The organism is Roseateles sp. GW821-FHT09G03, assembly GCF_059416045.1.
Map to the genome: position 1 here is coordinate 67,666 of NZ_JBWKOK010000010.1, position 16,810 is coordinate 84,475.

Genomic DNA, 16,810 nt, shown 5'->3' on the forward strand with positions numbered 1-16,810 from the left:
CGGCCATGCCGCGCGCGTTCAATCGCGGTGGGCTGTGATCCGATGGATCACCGGCCCCGCGAGCAGCGGCGTCGGTTTCCCCTCGACCCAGTCCTGATGGCCCGCGCCGTAGAACGGCGACATCGGATGCCCGCTCTGGCCGCCAGGCATCGACAGCCAGCCTTGTTCCTCGCGACCCGGCGACACGACCAGCCGTTCCGACTGCCCGAAGGCGGGGCCGGCGACGTGAGGCAGGTTGCTGTCGCCGCCCTGCGGCACCGACGGCATGTCGAGCCATTGCGACAAGGCCGGGATCGCCTTGGCCAGCGGATGCTGGATGCGGCTCGCGTTCTGCGCGCCCCAGGTGGCGCCGCCGAGGTTGCCGTCCGGCGCGATCTCGCGCACCGCGCCGTCCAGCTGCGCGAGCAGCAGCGCATCCCAGTTCGCGAACGCGGCAGGCAGCAGGTGTGTCGGGCGTTCGTCGAGGGCGCGCGTGGCGCTGTACTCGAACTGGTTGCGCCAGCGCATGCGCCGCGCCGGATCGAGCTGCCGCTCGCCGAGCGACGGCAGCGTCCACGCGTCCCACAGGGTGTCCAGCACGCGCAGCCGCGCCTGGCGCACGAGGCGGTAAGCCGCTGAATCCGCATCGGCGCGGCCGTTCCAGTTCTCGAGCAACTGCACGAAGGCCCGATGCGTCGGATTCGCGCCGGCATCGGTGCGCGCCGCCGCCAGCAGGCGCGCCGCCCAGGTCTTCATGAAGCGCGCCTCGTCGTCCTGATGGATGGCGCCGATCGAGGCCTCGTCGTGTTTCTCCCGGGCCGAGAGCCGATCGCGGATCTGCTGCGCGCGGGCGCCCAGGTCGAAGCCGCCGTCGCCGAGCAGATCGCCTGGCGCGCCGTCGAGCTGGCGGTTGTTGGCGGTCCACAGCTGACCCTGCGCAGGCGACAGCACCTGCGGCGCGCGATCGGAAGCCAGCCAGTCGCGCCGCATCGCCGACGGCGCGATGAACCGGCCGTACCCCTCGGGCAGGCCCGGCTGCGCCCACAGCCGTCCGGCGACGGTCCAGCCGATCTGGCCGTCGCGATCGGCGGCCAGCAGGTTCTGGTGCGGCATGCCCGCGCGTTGCGCGAGCGCCAGCGCATCGCTGACGTGACGCACCTGCAGCATGCGGTCGAGTTCCAGGTTGTAGGCCGCGCCCTGGTGGGCGATCCAGTGCAGCGCGAAGCGGCGCCCGCCCTCAACGGTCACGATCGGCGCGTCGTCGATCTCGCTCACGTCCAGGGTCACCGCCGGGCCGCCGTGGACCTCGATCGTTTCGGTGCGCGTCGAGACCTTGGCGTCCGGCGGGACCTCGATCCAGTCGAACCATTGCCCATAGGCATTGGTGAATCCCCAGGCGACCGCGCCGTTGGACCCCACCACCAGCGCCGGCAGGCCGGGCAGCGTCACGCCGGCGGCGCGCAGGCCGGTCGGACCGGCGCCGATCTGGAACTGCGCGCGGTACCAGATGCTGGGCACGCCCAGACCCAGGTGCATGTCGTCGGCCAGGATCGCGCCGCCGTGCGTCGAGCGCGAGCCGGCCACCGCCCAGCTGTTGCTGCCCAGGACCGGCAGATCGGGGCTGGAGGGGCTGCTGGACAAGGCGCTGGCCGGAGCGCTCGCCGGGCCGCTGGCCGCCGAGGCGGGCGACTCGGGAGTCCGCGCCCGGCTCACGTCGAGTTGCGCGGGTGTCGGCATCGGCGGCGGCGGCAACTGGCTGCCGTCCAGCGCCGCGTCCCAGCGGCCGCCGCGCGGGCTGAGCCAGTCGAAGAGGGCGTCGCCAGCGTGCTCGCGCAGCGTCGCGCGGTCGAAGCCCGCGTCGAAGCTGCCGGACTGCAGCATGAAGTACATCTCCGAGATCACCAGCAAGGAGTCGACCGGTGTCCAGTCCTGCGGCCTGGCGCGCAGCAGCAGGTACTGCCAGGGGCGCATCGGCAGCGCATGCAGTCCGGCGTTGACGCCTTCCGTGTACGCGAGCAGCAGCAGCCGGTCCTCGCCGGAGAGACTTTCGAAGCGGTCGGTCAGCCGCGCGCGCAAGCGGTGGACGCGGCGGGTGCGGTCGCGTTCCAGCGCCTTGGCGCCGAAGAGCGCGGACAGTTCTCCGGCGGCCGAGCGTCGCGTCAGGTCCATTTCGAAGAAGCGTTCCTGCGCGTGGGCGAAACCCAGGCCGCGCGCCACGTCCAGTCGCGTGCGGCCTTCGACGACCAGCGTGCCCAGCGCGTCGCGACCCAGGCTCACCGGCGCGCTCAGGCCGGGGATCTCGGCGTCGCCGTCCAGCTGCGGCAGGCTGGCCCGCACGCAGGCCCAGGCCGCGACGACCAGCGCGACCAGCAGGAACGGCAGCCCGACCAGGCCCCGCACGGTCCAACGCCGCAGCGCGCTCTTTCCACTCATGTGCTCTCCTCATTCGGGCATCGATCCTGGGCCTCGATTGCCGGGCCGCGATTGTGCGTGCGCGCTGCAACAGCATTGCTACAGAGCTTCCCTAGAATCCCGCGCCATGCCCCGAGACGACCGCGACCATACCAAGCCTGTCCCTGCCATGCCGGCGTTGCCTTCCCGCCGCCGCTGGCTGACCGCCGCCGGCGCGCTGGGATTGAGCGCGCTCAGTGCGTGCTCGACGTTCACCCCGTCGTCGGCGCCGCCGCCGGTCGTGACAACACCCGACCCCGAGCTGCCCACGCCCGTCACCCCCAAGCCGATCCCCAAGCCGCCGCGCGTCGGGCTGGCGCTGGGCGGCGGCGCGGCGCGCGGCTTCGCGCACATCGGCGTGATCCAGGTGCTGGAGGAGAACGGCATCAAGGTGGACCTGGTCTGCGGCACCTCGGCGGGCAGCCTCGTCGGCGCGCTCTATGCCGCGGGACGCACGGGCAAGGAACTGCAGACCGTGGCCGAGGCCATGGACGAAGGCGCCATCACCGACTGGACCTTCCCGATGCGCGGACTGATCCGGGGCGAGGCGCTGGCGCGATACGTGCGCCAGATGACGGGCAACCGCGGGCTAGAGCAGTTGCCGCTGCCGTTGGGCATCGTCGCGACGGACCTGGGCGACGGCTCGCCGATCCTGTTCCGCCAGGGCGACGTGGGCACGGCGGTGCGCGCGTCGAGCGCGGTGCCGGCGGTGTTCCAGCCGGTCAAGATCGGCAACCGCGAGTACGTGGACGGTGGCCTGGTCGCGCCGGTGCCGGTGCGCTTCGCCAAGCAGATGGGGGCCGAGTTCGTCATCGCCGTCGACATCGGCGAGCCGCCCGATCCGAAGATCCCCGGCGATGCGATGCGCATGCTGCTGCAGACCTTCTCGATCATGGGCAAGTCGATCAACCAGTACGAGCTGCAGGGCGCGGACGTGGTGCTGAGGCCCAAGCTCGACGGCTTCAGCGGATCGGACTTCACCACGCGCCGCCGCGCCATTGCGCTCGGACGCGACGTGGCGACGGCGATGCTGCCGGAGATCAGGAAGAAGATCGCGGCCAGGACCCGATGATCGCGCGCTGAGCGTCTTCAAACACAGGCGATCGACGGTGTCCGTGTTCAGAGCCGCTCGCCGCGCGCGCTCGCCTCGATCAGCTTCTCCAGACGCGCGAGCTGCGTCTCCGGTTTCTTCGCGCTGAGGATGTGCCAGATGCTGGTGCGGCGGTAGCCGTCCGGCTGGGCCTGGAAGAAGGCCCAGGCCTTCGCGTCGCGCATGAAGATCACCTCGTGCGACGGCGAGAACTCGACCAGTTCCTTGGGCTGCTCGAAGGCATAGACGCGCGAGCGCTCCTCCTGCCGCCGCTCGAACGCCGCGAGGCCGGCGGGCTTCATCCTGCCTTCCTGGATCAGCGCCTCGGCGCGGCCGATGTTGACGGCGCTCCAGATCGACACCGCCTTGCGCGGCGTGAAGCGGATCTTGTAGCGCTTGTCGTCGATGCGGGTGCGCACGCCGTCGATCCAGCCGTGGCACAACGCCTCATCGACCGACTCCGGCCAGGCGAGGCTGGGCTCGCCGGTGGCGCGCTTGTGGAAGCCCACCAGGACCTCGGTGGCCGTGGCGGCGTGCTCGTCGAGCCAGGCGCGGAACGCCGCGGCGCTGGCGAAGAAGATCGGGGTGCGGGTGGCCATGGGCCGGAAGTATGCCCCGCGCCTTCTTGCCCCCTCTCCCGCTTGCGGAAGCGGGCCGGGGCGAGGGCCAGCGGCGTTCGCCGTCAGGCGACCTTGAAGACCGAGACGACTTCCGACAGCCGTTGCGCCTGCTCGCGCAGCGAGCCGGAGGCGGCGGTCGATTCCTCGACCAGCGCGGCGTTCTGCTGCGTCATCTGGTCGAGGTTCGAGACGGCCTGGTTGACCTGCGCGATGCCGTCGCGCTGCTCGGTGGCGGCCGCGGCGATCTCGCCCATCAAGTCGGTGACACGGCGCACGCCGTGGACGATCTCGTCCATCGTGCGGCCCGCCTCGGCGACGTCCGAAGTGCCGGCCTCCACCGTCTCCACGGAGCGGTTGATCAGCGTCTTGATCTCCTTGGCCGCCTCGGCGCTGCGCTGCGCCAGCGACCGCACTTCGCTCGCGACGACGGCGAAGCCGCGGCCCTGCTCGCCCGCGCGAGCGGCTTCGACCGCCGCATTCAGCGCCAGGATGTTGGTCTGGAACGCGATGCCGTCGATGGTGCCGATGATGTCGGCGATGCGGGTCGAGGACGCGCTGATCTCCTGCATCCGCGACACGACCTGTCCGACGACCTTGCCGCCGCGCGCGGCCGACTCGGCGGCGCTGCCGGCCAGCTGGTTGGCCTGGCGCGCGGTGTCGGCGGACTGGCCGACGGCGCTGGTCAGCTGCTCCATGCTGGAGGCGGTTTCCTCGAGGTTGGCCGCGGTCTGCTCGGTGCGCGCCGACAGGTCCTGGTTGCCGACGGCGATCTGCGAGGAGGCGCTCGACACCGATTCGACCCCGTCGCGCACCTGCGCGACCACCGACTTCAACTGGCCGACCATGCGCATCAGCGCGGTCTGCAACTGCGCAACTTCATCGCGGCCCTGCACGCGCAGCGTGCGGGTCAGGTCGCCCGAGGCCACCGCTTCGGCGATCGCGACCGAGGCCGCCAACGGCCGCGTGATCTTGCGGGTGATGGCGAAGCCCAGCGTCGCGCCGATCACGACGGCCAGCAGCGTCATGCCGATGATCATCCAGCGGCTGCGGTCGTAGATCTGGTCGCCCAGCGCGTCGGCCGCGGCGGCGCCGGTGGTGTTGATCTCGACCAGCTCGTCCACCGCCTTGCCCATGGCTTCATAGACCGGCAGGCTGTCGACGGCGAGCAGGCGCTTGGCCGTGTCATCATCGCCGCGGACCGCGGCCTCGACCAGCTTGACGTTGTGCGCGTCGTAGGTCGTCCACAGCGCGCGGATCTGCCGCAGCTTCTCCCCCTCGGCCGGCGAGGAGACCATCGGCTCATACGCCTTCAGGCGCTGCTCGATGCCCTGGCGGCCTTGCGCGACTTTCTCGGCGTAGGTGGCGCGCGCATTGCCCTCCGTCAGCAGCAGCCGGTACTCCCGGGTGCGCAGGCGCGTGACCTCCTGGTTGATCGACTGCGCCGCGCGGGACGACGGCAGCCAGTTGGACGCCATGTCGGTGGCGGTGTCGTTGACACGGCCCAGCTGGAACAGGGCCAGGACGCCCAGCAGGGCAGTGATCAGGAGAACGCAGAAAAATGCCAAGCTGAGCTTGGCGCCCACGGACAGGCGGTCGAGCATGAGGGAACTCTTTGCAGGTGGAGAAACCCGCAAAGAGGCGCGGGCATGCCGTTTGCAGCTATTTTCGTACTTGTACGTAAGCAGCAATGCTGCTTAACAACCAGGGTTCGTTAGTATTTAACGTGACCCTTGGTATGAGATAACGTACGCCGACAATAACTTCTAGGGACAGGAACGCCGTGCGAAACACCGATCAGGACTCCGACCGCGAGCGGCCCCGGCTGCGCCGCGGTCCGGCCGAGATGGCCGCGCTCAAGCGCGAGATGCTGGAGCGTGCACGCAAGATCTACCGCGACGAAGGCGTCGAGGCGCTCAGCATGCGCCGGCTGGCGCAGGAGCTCGGCATCTCGACGATGGCGATCTACAGCTACTTCGAGAGCAAGAAGGCCCTGCTGGACGGCCTGTGGATCGAGGTGTTCGAGTCCCTGACCGACGAGTTGCTGGATGCCTCCAAGGACCAGCGCGGTCCCCGCAAGGTGCTGGAGGCGCACACGCGCTGCCTGCTCGACTTCTGGGAGCGGCACCCGGAACAGTTCCGCATGATCTACATGTCGCTGACGCAGACCGGCACGCTGGACGAGATCGGCCAGGCGCAGCAGCCTGTCTACAACCGGCTGCTCGGACTGATGCGGGAGCGGGTCGCGGCCTGCGCGCCGGCCGGCTTCGAGCCGGGCGAGACGGTGATCCGGTCGATGTGCGACCAGATGTCGGTGCGCACCATGGGTTTCATGATGATGACGATCGGGCTGCCCCGCTACCCGCTCTACGACCGGGAGGCGCTGCGCGAGTTCACCGTGCAGGGCGTGTTGCGCGACGTGGCGGACCAGTTCGCACAGCATGCGTCGGGCGTCCGGCCTACCTCTGTGGAGACGGCGTCCTCGGATGCGTCGCCGACGGGCTCGAACTGAGCTTCCGGTTGGGATGCCCGCGCTCCGGGCATCCGGGCGATTGCCGGAGCACCGCGCCGGTGCTCCTGATGCCGAGTGGGGCGAGCCCTCAGCGCTCCGACCGGCGTCCCGAGTCGTACAGGCGAAAAAAAGCCCAGCATGAAGCTGGGCTTGAAGGGCACTTGGGAAGCTTGACTTCCTTGGGTACCGAGGAGACAACCGATACGGCAACTCGCTCGCTCAGGCCGTGGCGCGCTTGGCGCTACGGGCGGCGGTCTGGGTCGCCTTCACCGCCGTGCTGGTCACGGCGTTGAAATTGGATTCCGCGATGTCGGTGGCTTGCTTGGCGGCCTTGTGCAGGCTTTCGTAAGCGTTGTTGGCCGCAGCCACCGCCGACTTCACCAAAGCAACAGCATTTTCCGTGCCAGCCGGAGCGTTCTTGGTCGCGTTGTCGACGACGGCGCCGAACTTGACCTGGGCGTCAGCCACTTGCGACTCGGCCAGCTTGACGAACTCGGAGGAGGTTGACGTGGCGATGTCGTACAGGTGGCGGCTGTAGGCCACGGCCTTTTCAGCCGACGGTTGCAGCAGCGCGGTCTGCAGGGCCCACAGTTCCTGCGGATCCTTGACCGTGATGGCTTGCTGGGCGGTTTCGGCGGCTTCGCCGAGGGCAGTCTTCGCGACTTGCAGGTTCAGTTCGACCAGCTTTTCATAGCCTTCGAAGGCCTTGGCGGTCAGGCCGAACCACGAAGCTTGCAGGTTCTTTTGTTGGTCGAGCACTTGGTCAGCAGTCAGCATGCGAAATCTCCTTGAGGAATGAGGTCAGCCGGGGAAAACGCGGCGGGCTGAGCGCCGTCGCCACACATTTGTTGCGGTGCAGCATGGAATCAGTATAGGACCGCCGGCGATGATTGCAAGCACTTTTTGTGCATCGCAGCAAAGTTCGGGTTCCGTCCTCTGTGAAGGCTTCCAGGAACGCCTCCCGGCGTGCTGGAGCGGGGCGGCAGGCGCTCTGCTAGGGTGCCCACCATGCTCGCCTTCCATTACGACCATTTGACGCTGGCTCTGCCGCCGGGTCACCGCTTCCCGCAGTCCAAGTACCAGATGCTGCGCGAGCGGGTGGAGCGCGCACCCGGCGTGATGCGACCCCAGGTGGCGGAGGCGGCGGGGCCGGAGGAACTCTCGCTGGTCCACACGCCGGACTACATCGATGCGGTCCTGCACGGCACTTTGAGCGCCGCGGCGCAGCGCGAGATCGGCTTCCCCTGGGCGCCGGGACTGCCGCGGCGCTCGATGTGCTCCGTCGGAGCGACCATCGCCGCGGCTCGCGCCGCCCTGGAGGAGGGCGTCGCCGCCAGTCTTGCGGGCGGCACGCACCACGCCTATGCGGACAAGGGCAGCGGCTTCTGCGTGTTCAACGACGTCGCGGTCGCGGCGCGGCTGATGCAGGCCGAATGGCACCGCCGCCATCCGGACCGCCGAGGCCTGCGCGTGCTGGTCGTCGACCTGGATGTCCACCAGGGCAACGGCACGGCGAGCATCTTCCGCGACGACGACAGCGTGTTCACGCTCTCGATCCACGGCGAGAAGAATTTCCCCTTCCGCAAGGAGTCCAGCGACCTGGATGTCGGACTGCCCGACGCCTGCGGCGACGCGGTCTATCTCGACGCGCTGGAGACGGCGCTCGCCGAGGTCTGGCATCGGATGGAGGATTGGCCGCCGGGGCTGGCCTTCTACCTGGCCGGCGCCGATCCGCATGAGGGCGACCGGCTCGGCCGGCTCAAGCTCAGCGCCGACGGCCTGCTGCGCCGCGACCGCATCGTGCTGGATGCGCTGTTCGAGCGCCGCATCCCGGTCGCGCTGAGCATGGCCGGCGGCTACGGCGAGGACCTGAACGTCACCGTCGACGTGCAGATGAGGACGTTGGAGGCTGCCGCTTGTGCCTGGGAGCGGTGGCAGAGCGACTGAGGGGTTTTCCACTGCAAGGAGCGCCGATGTTCTCAGCCGAGGTCAGCCTTCCCATGCCCCACGACTGTGTGGCTTACCACGCGACGTCCGCCAACGCATTGCCACCGATCTCCGAAACGGAGAAGGCCATGATGGTCGAGGAGGCCAGGAAGATCGAGCGGACCTGGACCGGCCAGCCGCTGCCATGGCCCGACCGTTACAGGCTCATCGCCCAGACGTTCGCGATCACCGACGCGAGACCCCTGGCGGAGCACCACCATCCCTTTCCGCGCTTTGGCTGGGTCGTGGAGGGGCATCTTCGCGTCGTCCAAATCGGCACGCGCAAAGAGCAGGTCTTCGGGCCTGGAGTGGTGATTGCCGAATCCATCCTCCAGCGGCATTACGGCGTCAAGGTCGGGGAACCTCGCGTGCTCTTGAAGCTGCTCGATGTCGTGCCGGCTGACTGGCAGGGCGGCAACACGGTCCTCGACCCGCTCCAGTAGCCGCGCAACACCTGACCCCGCACCGCGGTCGAGAATCGGCGCAAGCGCCGATGCCACCGCCTCCTCTGCCGCCACGCCGGGACACGTCCGGCCCCGAGCCGCGCGAGGCCTTCGCCCTTTTCCTCCCGGCCCCGAAGCGCTGGATGGACAAGTGTTGATCTTTTTATAAAACAACACCTTACGGAGCCCTTGGACAAGATCCAGGCGCCGCAGGGCTACTGCCCATGCTCGGGGGTCACCTTTCGTAGCCCAAAGGGGGTGGGCAGGTTTTCCTCTCCCCTCGGTGCTTGGGTCTGGGGCAAGAGGAAGCCATTGCCTAGGGTTTACGTTAGCTTTGGCTGTCGCCACAAACTCATTGCACTCGCTTACATATAGAGGTCACAACTTGGCAATGCCTGCACTTGACGGGCACACGGTTGAGGGAGCCTCTAAAAGTGATTCATCGCATCAATCGCCTTCGGCAATTCGGCATCTTTGCCGACTACAACGGTTCAGGCATTCAGCAGTTTGGCAAGTTCAACCTCATCTATGGTTGGAACGGAACGGGGAAGTCAACCCTGTCTCATGTGTTTTCTTGTCTTGAAAGTCGTTCACTGATTCCCCGCTTCTCAGGATCTCAGTTCAATATCGCACTTGAAGATGGTTCTTCAATCACGGAAGTCAACTTGGCAGCTTCGCAGTTGAACATCCATGTCTTCAATCAAAGTTTTATCCGCGACAATATTGACTGGGATAAGTCGGTCAAGAGCATTCTCCTGATTGCGAAGGAGAAGATCGAAGACCTACAAACCTTGGAAAAGATGAAGCTTGACCTTGGTGGCAAGAAAACTGCCTATAGTGCCAAGCTGAACGACATAAAGACCAAGACTGAAGGACTGGAGAAATTCCTGACCAGTGCTGCCAAGAAGATGAAGATTGGTCTTCAGGCAATTGACACCAGCGATAGCTATTACCTCAACTATGACCGCCGCAAGCTCTCAAAGTTTATCGAGGGGAACGGCGAAGCGGTTGAAAAGAAAGAGTCGGTGCTAAGCGAAGACAAGGTCATTGAGTTGACTAATGCAGCCAAACCCGACCATCTGCCCATCATCACATTTGTTGCGACGCTCATTCCCGAAGATTACTTCAAGAAGGCTGCGGGTCGTATCCGTGACCTGATTGCCACAACCGCAGTTAATCAGGCAATTCAGCGACTTGCTGATAATCCCGATATCCGCGACTGGGTGCAGAAGGGCTTGGAAATCCATGAGCATCATCATTCGGAGAAGTGTGAATTCTGCGGCGAGCCGTTCACGGAGGCTCGTGCTGAAGCTTTAGCGGCTCATTTCAGCAAGGAATTTACCGCCTTCCAAACGAGATTGAATGATGCAGCGACTTGGATGCAATCCCAAGGTGCGCCAGCCAACGAGCTACCTGTAGCGACCAGCTTCTATAAGGAATTTGCTGCTGATGCGACCAAACTGGAAGGCGAGTACAAAGTCGCTGCTGAGAAAATAAATCAGCAGATTGATGGGTGGCGGGAGGCCCTCAAAGCGAAAGTTACAGACCCAGCTAAAACCAACATTCAGATAACGGATGTGGTCGAGGGCGATGTGGCGGCTTTCAATGCCGTGTTGTCGTCCATTGTTGCCGTCGTCCAAAAGCACAACAATAAAACCGACAACTTTAGTGCGGAAACCTCAAAGGCCAAAAAGGCACTTGAGCTTCATTTTGCTGCGGCGGAAATTCAAGAGTTTGACTATGCGGGCAATGAGAAGAAGTGTAAGGATCTGCAGGAGGCCGCCAACATCGATAAGAAGGCGATTAACGAGCTTCAATTGAAGGTCGACGACCTTGAGGCTCTACTATCCAATGAAACCGTTGGAGCCAAGGAATTCAATGATGTGTTGCATCGCTTCATCGGTCGCTCGGAACTGTGCTTGAGCTTCAATCAAGAGAAGAAGGGCTACGAAATTATTCGCAATGGGGGAGGCGAGCATGACGGAAACCTGAGCGAAGGCGAGAAGACCGCGATTGCCTTCGTCTACTTCATCACAAAGCTGCGGGAGAACGGGAACAACATCACGGACACGATTGTTGTTGTGGACGACCCTGTTTCAAGCTTTGACTCCAATCACCTGTTCCATGCCTATTCGTTTCTTAAAACACAATGTATTGACGCCAAGCAACTGTTCGTCCTCACCCACAACTTCACCTATTTCAAGTTGGTGAGGGATTGGTTTGCGACGACGAACAGGAACAGGGCAAGAAAAAATCCACCGAAGGCGCCGGTCGCATTTTTCTACAGGCTCGATGCCCCGCCAGGATCTCCCCGTCATTCGTCGCTCGTTGATGCAGACGAGTCGCTTAAGAATTACGGATCTGAGTATCACTACATCTTCAAGAAGCTCTATGCCTACAAAGCTCAAACGACCTTGAATCGCGACGAGGCGTTCTTGACCGCCAACCTTGCTAGAAAGCTGCTGGAGTCATTCTTTACCTTCAAGTTCCCCAGGGGGCGGAGCGATGTAAGTGCTCTCATGGATGCGGGTCTGGCTGGCTGCACCGTGACCACTGCGGAGCTTAAGGAGAAGATTTACAGGTTCATCAACAAGTACTCTCACAGCGATGTGATTGAAATCACCGAGGAGTCAGCCGAGAACCTTGCGGGTGAGAGTCATAGTGTTGTGAACAACATCTTCCAGTGGATTGAAGAGGTGGACAAGAAGCACTTTGATGAGATGGTTGAGGTCGCCGAAACGGCCTGATGGGACGCTCGAACGTACGATGGCATGGGATACCAGAGGCGACAGCCTTTTACCCGACCCAGATGGAAGAATCGCTGTTCATGAGCAACGAGCGCCCCAGTCCCGAGCCACGCGAATCCTTCGCCCACTTCGTCCCGGTCCCGACGCGCTGGATGGACAACGACCTCTACGGCCACCTGAACAACGTCGTCTACTACAGCCTCTTCGACACGGCGGTGAACCGCTACCTGATCGAGCAGGGCGCGCTGGATCTCCACCATGGCGAGGTCATCGGCCTGGTCATCGAGACCCACTGCAACTTCTTCGCGTCGCTGGCCTTCCCGCAACAGGTCGAGGCCGGTCTGCGGGTCGCGACGCGCGGCCGGTCCAGCGTCCGCTACGAGATCGGCCTGTTCGCCGAAGGCGAGCCGCTGTGCGCGGCCCGTGGGCACTTCGTCCACGTGTATGTCGATCGCGAGACGCGCCGCCCGGTGGCGCAACTGCCCGAGTCCTATGTGAAAGCGCTGAGCGCGCTGGAGATGCCATGACCTTCCCCGATCCCTTCGTCCCGCCGACGCCCGAGCAGTCCGCCGCTGTCGAGGCCGCGATCGTGACGCGGCATTCGATGCGCGCGTTCCTGCCGACGCCGGTGCCGCGCGCGCTGATCGAGGAGCTGCTGGCCGTCGCGGCCCGCGCGCCGTCGGGCACCAACACGCAGCCCTGGCAGGTCCACGTGCTGACCGGCGCGGCCAAGGAGCGTCTGGTGAACCGCATCCAGGCGGTCTACGACGATCCCGAGGAACTCGCGACCCACGGCGAGGAGTACGCCTACTACCCGCGCGAATGGGTCTCGCCCTACATCGACCGCCGCCGCAAGGTCGGCTGGGACCTGTACGGCCTGCTGGGCATCACCAAGGGCGACAAGCTGCGCATGCATGAGCAGCACGGCCGCAACTACCGCTTCTTCGACGCGCCGGTCGGCCTGATGTTCACCATCGACCGCGTGATGCAGCAGGGCAGCTGGCTGGACTACGGCATGTTCCTGCAGAACCTCATGGTCGCCGCGCGCGGCCGCGGCCTGCACACCTGCCCGCAGGCGGCGTTCACCCAGTTCCACCGTGTGATCGCGGAAGAACTCGGCCTGTCGCCACAGCAGCAGCTGGTCTGCGGCATGTCGCTGGGGTACGCGGATCCGGCCGCAGTCGAGAACACACTGATCACCGAGCGCGACGCGGTCGCGTCGTTCACCCGCTTTCTGGAGTGACACGCCGGGGCTGATGTCCGATGCCCGTGGGCGATCCATGGGCGATTTGCGAGCGGGTGACTGGAGCGTCCACCCTACAGTTGGCGCTTCCCTGCAAGGAGATGCGTCCATGAGCAAGCCCAGCGTCCTGGTGGCCCGCAAGACCTTCGACGACATCGTCGACCGGCTGCGCCCGCACTTCGAAGTCGAGACCAACGACAGCGACACCGGCTGGTCGCAGGACGAGCTGATCCGGCGCCTGCAGGGCAAGGCCGGCGCGTACATCGCCGGCGGCGACAAGATCGACGCAAAGCTGCTCGACGCCTGTCCTGACCTGAAGGCCATCTGCACGATGGCCGTCGGCTACAACAACATCGACGTGCCAGCCTGCACGGCGCGCGGCGTCGTGGTGACCAACGCGCCGGACGTGCTGACCGAGACCACCGCCGACTTCGGCTTCGCGCTGATGATGGCCACCGCGCGCCGCATCACCGAGAGCGAACACTTCCTGCGCCGCGGCGAGTGGAAGCAGTGGTCGGTGACGATGTTCGCCGGCGCCGACATCCATGGCGCGACGCTGGGCGTGCTCGGCATGGGCCGCATCGGCGCGGCGATCGCCAGGCGCGGGCATCTCGGTTTCAGCATGCCGGTGATCTATCACAACCGCTCGAAGCTGCCGGCCGACCAGGAAGGTCCGCTGGGCGCGCAATGGGTCGAGAAGGATGAACTGCTGCAGCGCGCCGACCACCTGGTCATCGTCGTGCCGTACAGCGCGTCCTCGCACCACCTCATCGGCCAGCGCGAGCTGCGCCTGATGAAGAAGACCGCGACGCTGACCAACATCGCTCGTGGCGGCGTGGTCGACGATGCGGCGCTGGCCGCCGAGCTGCAGGCCGGCACCATCGCCGCCGCGGGCCTGGACGTGTTCGAGGGCGAACCGACGGTGCATCCGGCGCTGCTCGCCTGCACGAACGTCGTGCTCACGCCTCACATTGCCAGCGCCACGATCGCCACGCGGCGCGCGATGAGCGATCTGGCCGTGGACAACCTGATCGCCGCGCTGACCGGCGGTGTGCCGCCGACGGCGTTGAATCCCGAGGTGCTCAAGCGCTGAGAGAATCGGACGCATGTCCTTTCCCGACCTGCTGCAGCTGACCCTCTCCGGGCTGATCCTGATCCTCCTTGTCGTGGTGCTGCTCACCCGGCGGCGGAGCTCGGACGGGGACACGGCAGCGGCGCTGGCGCCGCTGATGCAGCAGTCGGGCGAGCGACTCGAGCGCCTGGAGCGCGCGCTGCGCGATGAGCTCAGCCGCGGCAACGCCGGGCTGCGCCAGGAGACGCTGGCGACACTGACGCAGTTCCAGCAGGCCTTGGGCCAGCAGGCGACGCGCGCACGCGAGTCGCAGGACGCTGCCGCGTCCCGCATGACGACCGTGATGACTGAACAGCTGCAGGCGCTCGCGCAACGCAACGAGGCCGGCATGGCCGAGACGCGGCGCACGGTGGAGGCTCGCCTGCAGGCCATCCAGCAGGACAACGAGAAGAAGCTCGAGCAGATGCGGGCGACCGTCGACGAGAAGCTGCACGCCACGCTGGAGCATCGCCTGGGCGAGAGCTTCAAGCAGGTCGCGGAGCGGCTGGAGCAGGTCTATCGCGGCCTCGGCGAGATGCAGACGCTGGCGCGCGATGTCGGCTCGCTGAACCGGGTGCTGACCAACGTCAAGACGCGCGGCATCTTCGGCGAGGTGCAGCTCGCGGCGCTGCTGGAGCAGGTCTTCACGCCCGAGCAGTTCGCGTCGAACGTGGAGACCGTGCCCGGCACCGGCGCCCGCGTCGAATTCGCGCTCAAGCTGCCGGGCCAGCGCGACGACGGCCAGCCGATCTGGCTGCCGATCGACGCCAAGTTCCCGCGCGAGGATTACGAGCGCCTGCTCGACGCCCAGGAGCGCGCCGACGCTCCCGCGGCGGAACTGGCCGGCCGCGCGATCGAGACCCGGCTCCGTCTGGAAGCGAAGAGCATCCGGGAGAAGTATCTCGGCCCGCCGCACACGACCGACTTCGCGCTGCTGTTCGTGCCCACCGAGGGCCTTTACGCCGAGGCGCTGCGACGCCCCGGCCTGAGCGAGGCGCTGCAGCGCGAGCACAAGGTGATGCTGGTCGGTCCGACGACGCTGCTGGCGACGCTGTCCAGCCTGCAGATGGGATTCCGCACGCTGGCCCTGGAGAAGCGCTCCGCCGAGGTGTGGGACGTGCTGCGGGCCGTCAAGACGGAGTTCGGCAAGTTCGGCGACGTGCTGGCCAAGACGAAGAAGAAGCTCGACGAGGCCAGCAACAACATCGAGCTCGCGGAGCGGCGCACCCGCGTCATGACCCGTGAGCTGAAGTCCGTCGAGGCATTGCCGGACGACGAGGCCGCACGCGTGCTGAAGCTCGGCGTCGGCGTCGGTGCGGGCGCAGCGAACGCTGCCGGTGGCGGTGCGGGAGTCGGTGCCGACGGCGAGTCCGATCTCGACGACGAGGGCGCCGCGGGATGAGCCACGACGCATCGGCGGCCAAGGGCTATACCGGCTTGAATGCCGGCTTCGTGGCCGTCATCGCCTCGCTGGTCGCGGTGCACGCGTGCATGGCGACGACGCGCGTCGCGGCCACGCTGTGGGTGCTGCATCAGGGCTACGGTGGCGGATTCGTCGGCGTGCTGCTCAGCCTGTTCGCGGTCGCGCCGCTCGGCCTGTCGTTGTGGGCCGGTCGGCTGGCCGACCGCCACGGTTTCCATCGCCCGGTGGGGATAGGCGTTGCGATGGCTTTCGCCGGCGCGGTGCTGGCGTTGTGCGCGCAGGTGCTGGGCTGGGTCTGGCTGCTGGCGTCGGGTTGCCTCCTGTGCGGCGGCGCCGTGGCGGTCGCGGCCGTCGCGATCCAGCGCGAGGCGGGCCTGATGGCGCATGACGCCTCGCAACTCAAGCGCGTGTTCAGCTGGGTGGCGCTCGGTCCGGCGTTGTCCAACGCGTTCGCGCCGGTCATCACCGGCATCGTCATCGACACGGCCGGATTCACCGCCGCGCTGGTGCTGGCTACGCTGCTGCCGCTCGCGGCGTGGGCGATCGCACGGCGCGTGCCGCGTCACGAGCCCGCGCCCGCCAAGGTTGGCGTCAAGCCGCGTCCCGCCTGGGACCTGTTGAAGGACCGCGGCCTGCGCAACCTGCTGATCGTCAATGTCGCGATGTCCTCGTGCTGGGACGCCCACAGCTTCGTCGTGCCCGTCGTGGGCCATGCGAAGGGCCTGTCGGCCTCGAGCATCGGCCTGGTGCTGGGCAGCTTCGCGGCGGCGGCGACGCTGGTCCGGCTGGCCATCGTCCGCTGGGCCCACCGGATCGACGACGTGAAGGCGCTGCGCGCCGCGATGGCCGTCGCGACCCTCACGCTCCTCGTCTACGCGTGGCTGCCGGGCACGCTCGGACTGATGCTCGGTTCCGCCGTGCTGGGGCTGGCGCTGGGCGCGGTGCAGCCGATGGTGCTCGCGACGATGCATCAGGTCACGCCGCCGGACCGCCATGGCCAGGCGCTCGGACTGCGGATGCTGGCCGCCAACGGCGCCACCGTCGCGATGCCGCTGGGCTTCGGCGTGCTGGCCGCGGCCAGTGTCGCAGCCGCGCCGTTGTGGCTGATGGCGTCGATCCTGGTGGGCGCGCAGTGGGCGGCGCGTCAGATCGAGTCGCCGGCGCGCGGCGCGCCCTGAGACCTCACGCGCCTCACTCGTTCATTCGTT

Annotated in this window: 14 protein-coding genes; 10 read left to right on the forward strand and 4 right to left on the reverse strand. The window is 66.4% G+C overall.

What is annotated here, in order from left to right:
- Window positions 1–18: 18 nt before the first annotated feature.
- Window positions 19–2,412 carry a penicillin acylase family protein gene (locus AC07OZ_RS27030; RefSeq protein ID WP_495470134.1) on the reverse strand — a complete coding sequence of 798 codons (2,394 nt, stop codon included), beginning with the start codon at window positions 2,410–2,412 and terminating at the stop codon, window positions 19–21.
- A 106-nt stretch (window positions 2,413–2,518) separates the two neighbouring features.
- On the opposite strand from AC07OZ_RS27030, the gene AC07OZ_RS27035 reads away from it, so the two are divergent.
- Window positions 2,519–3,502, forward strand: a complete 984-nt coding sequence (locus AC07OZ_RS27035; protein ID WP_495470135.1) for a patatin-like phospholipase family protein — start codon at window positions 2,519–2,521, stop codon at window positions 3,500–3,502.
- Window positions 3,503–3,549: 47 nt separating this feature from the next.
- Here the strand turns inward: AC07OZ_RS27035 and AC07OZ_RS27040 are convergent, their stop codons facing one another.
- The gene (locus AC07OZ_RS27040) at window positions 3,550–4,119 is read right to left on the reverse strand and encodes a YdeI/OmpD-associated family protein (RefSeq protein WP_495470136.1); all 570 of its coding nucleotides are present in this window, start codon (window positions 4,117–4,119) and stop codon (window positions 3,550–3,552) included.
- A gap of 83 nt (window positions 4,120–4,202) precedes the next feature.
- Complete coding sequence (locus AC07OZ_RS27045) at window positions 4,203–5,741, reverse strand: methyl-accepting chemotaxis protein (protein ID WP_495470137.1); 1,539 nt, start codon at window positions 5,739–5,741, stop codon at window positions 4,203–4,205.
- A 179-nt stretch (window positions 5,742–5,920) separates the two neighbouring features.
- Between AC07OZ_RS27045 and AC07OZ_RS27050 the strand changes: the two genes are divergently transcribed.
- Window positions 5,921–6,649, forward strand: coding sequence for a TetR/AcrR family transcriptional regulator (locus AC07OZ_RS27050; RefSeq protein ID WP_495470138.1), 729 nt, complete (start codon window positions 5,921–5,923; stop codon window positions 6,647–6,649).
- A gap of 219 nt (window positions 6,650–6,868) precedes the next feature.
- Here the strand turns inward: AC07OZ_RS27050 and phaP are convergent, their stop codons facing one another.
- On the reverse strand, window positions 6,869–7,426 hold the full coding sequence (gene phaP / locus AC07OZ_RS27055) for a TIGR01841 family phasin (protein WP_088403355.1): 558 nt from the start codon (window positions 7,424–7,426) through the stop codon (window positions 6,869–6,871).
- A 231-nt stretch (window positions 7,427–7,657) separates the two neighbouring features.
- Between phaP and AC07OZ_RS27060 the strand changes: the two genes are divergently transcribed.
- From AC07OZ_RS27060 to AC07OZ_RS27095, 8 genes are all read left to right on the forward strand, one after another.
- On the forward strand, window positions 7,658–8,596 hold the full coding sequence (locus AC07OZ_RS27060; protein WP_495470139.1) for a histone deacetylase family protein: 939 nt from the start codon (window positions 7,658–7,660) through the stop codon (window positions 8,594–8,596).
- A 26-nt stretch (window positions 8,597–8,622) separates the two neighbouring features.
- Window positions 8,623–9,078 carry a cupin domain-containing protein gene (locus AC07OZ_RS27065; protein ID WP_495470140.1) on the forward strand — a complete coding sequence of 152 codons (456 nt, stop codon included), beginning with the start codon at window positions 8,623–8,625 and terminating at the stop codon, window positions 9,076–9,078.
- A gap of 434 nt (window positions 9,079–9,512) precedes the next feature.
- Window positions 9,513–11,825 carry an ATP-binding protein gene (locus AC07OZ_RS27070; protein ID WP_495470141.1) on the forward strand — a complete coding sequence of 771 codons (2,313 nt, stop codon included), beginning with the start codon at window positions 9,513–9,515 and terminating at the stop codon, window positions 11,823–11,825.
- Between the two features lie 80 nt (window positions 11,826–11,905).
- Complete coding sequence (locus AC07OZ_RS27075) at window positions 11,906–12,352, forward strand: acyl-CoA thioesterase (protein ID WP_495470142.1); 447 nt, start codon at window positions 11,906–11,908, stop codon at window positions 12,350–12,352.
- Window positions 12,349–13,068, forward strand: a complete 720-nt coding sequence (locus tag AC07OZ_RS27080; protein WP_495470143.1) for a nitroreductase — start codon at window positions 12,349–12,351, stop codon at window positions 13,066–13,068. Before AC07OZ_RS27075 ends, AC07OZ_RS27080 begins: the two co-directional genes overlap by 4 nt.
- A 109-nt stretch (window positions 13,069–13,177) precedes the next feature.
- Complete coding sequence (locus tag AC07OZ_RS27085) at window positions 13,178–14,161, forward strand: 2-hydroxyacid dehydrogenase (RefSeq protein ID WP_495470144.1); 984 nt, start codon at window positions 13,178–13,180, stop codon at window positions 14,159–14,161.
- Between the two features lie 13 nt (window positions 14,162–14,174).
- Window positions 14,175–15,581: a DNA recombination protein RmuC gene (locus AC07OZ_RS27090; RefSeq protein ID WP_495470145.1), complete on the forward strand. Its 1,407-nt coding sequence runs from the start codon at window positions 14,175–14,177 to the stop codon at window positions 15,579–15,581.
- Window positions 15,578–16,780: an MFS transporter gene (locus AC07OZ_RS27095; RefSeq protein WP_495470146.1), complete on the forward strand. Its 1,203-nt coding sequence runs from the start codon at window positions 15,578–15,580 to the stop codon at window positions 16,778–16,780. Before AC07OZ_RS27090 ends, AC07OZ_RS27095 begins: the two co-directional genes overlap by 4 nt.
- Window positions 16,781–16,810 lie beyond the last annotated feature (30 nt).